General features: G+C 37.1%; 4 protein-coding genes. 1 reads left to right on the top strand and 3 read right to left on the bottom strand.

What is annotated here, in order from left to right:
- Positions 1 to 47 precede the first annotated feature (47 nt).
- The 3 genes from FC65_RS08275 to nrdJ are packed head-to-tail and all read right to left on the bottom strand — an operon-like array spanning position 48 to position 3,307.
- Complete coding sequence (locus FC65_RS08275) at positions 48 to 437, bottom strand: DUF4430 domain-containing protein (protein WP_010499296.1); 390 nt, start codon at positions 435 to 437, stop codon at positions 48 to 50.
- Positions 438 to 469: 32 nt separating this feature from the next.
- A complete protein-coding gene (locus FC65_RS08270) occupies positions 470 to 1,027 on the bottom strand; it encodes a cob(I)yrinic acid a,c-diamide adenosyltransferase (protein ID WP_010499293.1) in 558 nt (185 codons plus the stop codon).
- A gap of 33 nt (positions 1,028 to 1,060) precedes the next feature.
- Complete coding sequence (gene nrdJ / locus FC65_RS08265; RefSeq protein ID WP_056972288.1) at positions 1,061 to 3,307, bottom strand: ribonucleoside-triphosphate reductase, adenosylcobalamin-dependent; 2,247 nt, start codon at positions 3,305 to 3,307, stop codon at positions 1,061 to 1,063.
- Between the two features lie 679 nt (positions 3,308 to 3,986).
- Between nrdJ and glmS the strand changes: the two genes are divergently transcribed.
- On the top strand, positions 3,987 to 5,804 hold the full coding sequence (glmS, locus tag FC65_RS08260; protein WP_056972287.1) for a glutamine--fructose-6-phosphate transaminase (isomerizing): 1,818 nt from the start codon (positions 3,987 to 3,989) through the stop codon (positions 5,802 to 5,804).
- Positions 5,805 to 5,964 lie beyond the last annotated feature (160 nt).

Genomic DNA, 5,964 nt, shown 5'->3' with positions numbered 1-5,964 from the left:
AATGTGCTTTTTCAACTTTCAACCTTTAGTTGCTATTAATAAAACATTCACTCACTTACTTTTTGAAGTGTAAAAACAATTTTATTTTTGTCTTTGACGTTTTGTTGTTTTACACCTTTACTTGCTTTCTTACCGTTAATAGTATACATCCAATACTTTTGCTTTTTGTCATTTTGCTTATGGCCGTTGATCTCTGTGATCATTCCTTTGTGTTCTTTAGTTGGCCAAGCCTTTTTAAGTCCCGTGTCAACTTTGGTGCCTTTCTTAAGTTGTACATTCTTAGTACCTAAAGATCGTCTGCCAGATTTTAACTGGTAAGTAACCCTAACAGTATCATTTTTCTTAACTTGTTTTAAATTATTGTTTTGTCTAGAACACCCAGTAGCAAAAAGCATATTTAACAATACTAATAAAGTTACAGAATATTTTTTTAACATTTTTTTCTCCGTATCATTATTTTTTAAATTGTTTATTTACTAAATGAATTTTTGGACTTTGCACATACGTCCTCGTAACCATCCATAAAGTTAGCATAACGCGCCAAAACAAATAAATAATCAGATAGCCGATTCATAAATTTTAACTCTGATTCAGCTAAAGTTTGTTGAGTATCATTGAGCTTAGCTGCTGTTCTTTCAGCTTTCCGAGCTAAAGTTCTGGCATATTGTAAATTAGCCCCGGTTTGCTGACCTCCAGGTAGGATGAAGGCCTTAATTTCTGGCGTCTCATTATTTAATTCGTCGATCTTTTTTTCAAGTATGTCGACATCTTTATCCTGAATATTGTGATGACGTTTGATCGCAATATCAGCCTGTAATTCATATAATTTACGTTGTAAGTGTTTGATGTTTGGCTCTAACTGTTTGTTTTTGATACTTAAAGACGCACAAGTTACTCCTAGCCAAGATTCTAATTCATCAATTTGTCCTAATGTTTCTATTTGCAAGTCATATTTAGGGACCATGTGACCAGTAACTTGTTTGGTCTGTCCTTTATCGCCCACTCTAGTATAAATTTTTAGCTTCATTCTGTCTTCTCCTGCTTTGCCTTTTGCGACAATTTATTTGACTGGACAAGCTCCACCTTCACAATCTTCTTGACCAACGATTTCAAACTCTTCCTGATCTTGACCCTGACTTTGACGTGCAAAGACTGTCTGTACATCATGCTTGATTTCGGCTTGTTTATGTTTAAAGGTAGCTTTGCTAATTGGTTTCTTGGGAGCTTGTTTAAAATCAGCACCAGAATATGGTAAAAGAGAAGTAGATTTTGTAATAAAACGATATTGATTTAATAGGTCACTTATTTCTGGACCTTCCTCAGGTTGAAAAGTAATCGTGCAGCTGACCGCATTATCTGACCAGTATTCTTGTAAGAAAGCCTGCGTTGCAAATTGTTCAGCAATTGAAACTGTTCCAGCTGAAGCAAACTCCGGGTCGTCTGCATGTGGTGCACGCATTGGAAATTCAACGCACATGGTATTTTTAGTATAAACATCTGGCTCCATATGATAGCCAGCGGCACTTAATGACAAAAGTAATGGATCATTATCTTGAAAACGAATACGTTGAATTAAGTAACCAGCGTAATGAAAGTGCATTCCTTCTGAAGCACCGGCCAATTTTGCAACTGTTCCAGAAGGCTTGACAGTTGTATGTTTAAGCGAAGGAACACAATTAAGAGTCTGCGAATATTCTTTATCAGCTTGGATAACTGCTTGATAAAGTTGAGTGACCTTATGTGCAGCTTTTTGGTCATAAATAGGGCGTTTTACTTTTTTACCAGTTACTGGGTCATTGCCTTCGCCAAAACCACGAACCACACGATGGCCAAATTCATTTAAAATCCAATCTTGAATTCCAGACATTGAGATACCGATCCGACGGTTTTGAGCAATGATAGTACGCGAAATTTCCCAATCATAGTGGCTAAAAGTCACGCGTTTAGCAAATCTTGTTCCTAACGTAAAGACTTCTTGTAAATTCCAGCCTTGTTGAGTGGCGATTCCCGGAAAAACTTCAAATAAATTACATGGTTCCCCATTTGCTAAAGAAATCTCACCACATGGATTTGTGCCTTCAACATTAGGATCGATCCCAGTTTGTTTACCGTCCACAATGCGCCCATAATTTTTTGATAAGTCAAGGTTCACAATTCCAGGTTCCCCATTTTTACGTAACGAATTAGCAACTTCATCATAATTATTAAAGTTAGAATCAACAGCTACACTGTTATTAGAGGCCCACCGGTGATGATAAAGTTTGGCTTGATCTTGTTTCATGTTAATAAAGGCATGGTCATCAGCAGATCCCAGTGCCAATTCAGCTGAGCGACGCACATTACCCGCTACTACGGCTTTTCCAATTAAATTACCAATATCAGTACACTCTACAGAACTTAATTTTTTCCCAGCTTGTTCATTCAGAATTTGGTTAATATCAAAAAGCATCTCAACTAGTGGTGCTGGACCAGATGCGGTTCCACCAAACCCATGGATTGCTTCACCTCGCGCACGAATATGACTAACATCCAGCACAAGATCGGTGGAGCCAGTTATATTAGTAGAACTAAAATGATGATCGATCATCGTAGCATTTGCCAAGACCCAGCCCTCACGAGTGTCAGGAAGTTCATATAAATCATAATTATCTGGAACATGATCCGCTAACCATCGTTCCTTGTCTTGTGCTCCCATTTTAACTGTTTCAGCATAAGCTTTACTGTTGTGACTGATCAAAATGGTTAAATTGACTGTATTATCAACAGTTGGTAATTGATTGATGTTTTCTTGTGTGACGGAAAAGCCTACTCCGCCGCCCTTCATTAATTGATCAAACATAAATGAAAAGGGCATGGATGCTGCTGGCTGATCTTGAGTTAGATATTCAGGCACAATGTGACTATCGCCATATGCTTGAGGACGTATTGCAATAAACCAGCAATTGTTTAAAGCATCACCGTGTTCTTGTTGATATTTTGTGCCAGAAATCCACAGATTTCTCCCTGAGGGTGTCGCTCCTAAACCATAAATCAGACGAAAAAGCTTTTGCGCTTCTTGAGTTAGCTCGTCTTTTATTTTGGGGCTAGGATCATACTGCAAACGTGGGTCTAGATTAATATTACCCTCAACAGTCCGTTTAACAGTCTCATCCCAATTTTCTGTACGCTGTTTTTCAGGTAAATAACGTGCATAGGTCCTTTTATAAGTAACCCAGCCCAAAGGTCCCCAATGAGGTTTGATAGATTCTTTGATTTGCTCAATGAACTCATTAGATAGACTGATTTTTTCTTTTTGGATAGTTTTCATAAAGATCCTCCTTTGTTCTTTTATACTATATATGGTATACCCTAATGAGAATTAATACAACATATAGTAGAAGTGTAAAAAGGAGAAATATAAATAAAAAGCGATAGGTGCAAAAACTATAGCGAATTTTTTTAATTTTTAAAATCTAATTTTTAGTATAAACATTGGATCCTATAAGGAATTGAGCAAAAAATAGAGGATTCATTTCTCACAAATGGCCTCTAAGAAAGATTAAATTGCTCGATTATTTAACATTCTCACTTATCTTTTATTCAGAAGTGACTCAATTTTCTCTTGGATAAAAGTTGTTCTGTTTTTCCTGTAAGGGTCTAATTTCGCTATTTTGAAGCTCTCTTTTTGACCACTGGGGATCATCTTTGGGTAAAATAATAGTTTTTCAAACTGACAAAGTAATGTGAGGACAAAAAAGCTGCTAATTATGAAAAAAACTAGAGTATGTACAAATATTGACGAAATAAAAAGCCGCTCAAATACTGCTGTTAAGGAGCTTACCTTAATTTGGGATATATCCATACCAATTTAATAAAAATATTGACAAGTTTTACGTAAAGGTGTATTTTAAGCTTTGTAATATAAATAATAAGTTAAATAAAATATATACCAATATAATTTTTACGCAGAGGTATAGTTAAAATTCTTTAATGGAGGAGTTTCAAATATGTGCGGAATTGTCGGAGTAACAGGTAAAGAAAACGCCACAGAAATTTTATTGAATGGGCTTAAAAAGCTTGAATATCGCGGGTACGACTCGGCTGGTATTTATGTTAATGATCAAAAGGGCAATGGTTATTTAGTCAAGGAAAAAGGCCGGATCGAAGACTTACGTGCTGCTGTTGGTCCAGCAGTTAAAGGAACTACTGGGATCGGCCATACACGTTGGGCAACTCATGGTGCTCCTAGTCAGGCTAATGCTCACCCTCAAGCATCTGCAGATGGCCGTTTCTACTTAGTACATAACGGTATGATCGGTAATTTCCGTCAACTAAAACAAGAATATTTAGCTGATACAAAATTCGTGAGTGAAACTGATACAGAAGTGATCGTGCAATTGATCTCGCATTTTGTTAACGAAGGTATGGAAACCAAAGAAGCCTTCACACATGTTTTGAGCTTGATCGATAAGACATCATCTTATGCCTTCTTATTGATGGACAAGACACAGACTAACACATTATTTGTTGCTAAAAAGAAGAGTCCGCTGTTGATCGGTGTTGGAGATGGCTTTAACGTTGTCTGCAGTGATGCCATGGTCATGTTATCAGAAACTCATGATTTCATTGAATTAACTGATGGCGATGTTGTGACTGTTACACCGAGTGCTGTTGAGATCGAAGACAAAGATGGTAATCAAGTAGAACGTAACCAATTCCACGTTGATGATGACGCCACAGCCTCTGAAAAGGGTGCATATGACTTCTTTATGTTAAAAGAAATCGATGAACAACCAGCTGTGATCCGTGGTTTGCAGCAAACATATATTGCCCAAGATGGTTCTATTAAAGTTGATAAAAAATTGATGGATGCTATGGATAAAGCTGATCGTTTATACATTGTTGCTGCTGGGACAAGTTATAATGCTGGTTTGGTCGGGAAAAACATTTTCGAAAAAATTGCGGGTATCCCAACTGAAGTACACATTGCTTCGGAATTTGGCTATAACATGCCATTGTTGTCAGAAAAGCCGTTGTTTATTTTCTTGACTCAAAGTGGAGAAACGGCGGACAGTCGTGAAGTTTTAGCTAAGGTCAATGAACTTGGGTACGAAAGTTTAACCATTACTAATGTTCCAAATTCTACTCTTTCTCGTGAAGCCACATATACAATGTTGTTAAATGCTGGGCCAGAGATTGCTGTTGCTTCAACTAAAGCATACACTGCTCAAATTGCTGCCGAAACCATTTTGGCTAAGGGCTTGGGAATGATCAAAGGCACAAAACAAGCAACTGAATTTGATACAGGTTTTGAACTTACTAAAGCCGCTAATGCTATTCAGTCCTTAGTTGATCAGAAAGACATTGTTGAAGACTTGGCTAAAAAATACCTAGAAACAACTAGAAATGCTTTTTACATTGGTCGTGGGATCGACTATCAAACAGCCATCGAAGCTGCATTAAAATTGAAAGAAGTTTCTTATGTTCAAACTGAGGGCTTTGCTTCAGGTGAATTGAAACATGGCACGATCTCTTTGATCGAAGACAAAACACCAGTTATTGCGATCATTACGGATCAAAAGACTGCTAGTTTAACAAGAAGCAATGAACAAGAAGTGATCTCGCGTGGCGCTAATGTGATCAATATCGTGTCTGAAAACTTGGCAACAGACGGTGACCAGATCGTTTTGCCAGAAGTTCATCAATTATTAACACCGTTAGCAGCAATCATTCCAGCACAGTTACTTGCATACTACACAAGTAAGGAACGCGGCTACGACGTTGATAAGCCAAGAAACTTGGCTAAGAGTGTTACCGTTGAATAAACAACACAGCCTGATACAATAAGAGAAAATATTTAAAAAAAGATAACCGTTAGTTTAAAAAGGTCCGTTTTTTAAAACTAGTGGTTATTTTTTTAGATTTTTGTGTAAGTTTCCTTGCATTATTGGTCTATATCAATTATAATTGGACTATACCAATAAA

It is taken from the genome of Ligilactobacillus acidipiscis DSM 15836 (assembly GCF_001435755.1).
Lineage (GTDB): Bacteria > Bacillota > Bacilli > Lactobacillales > Lactobacillaceae > Ligilactobacillus > Ligilactobacillus acidipiscis.
The sequence above is the reverse complement of the archived record's forward strand: the minus strand, read 5'-3'. Positions and strand labels throughout refer to the sequence as shown.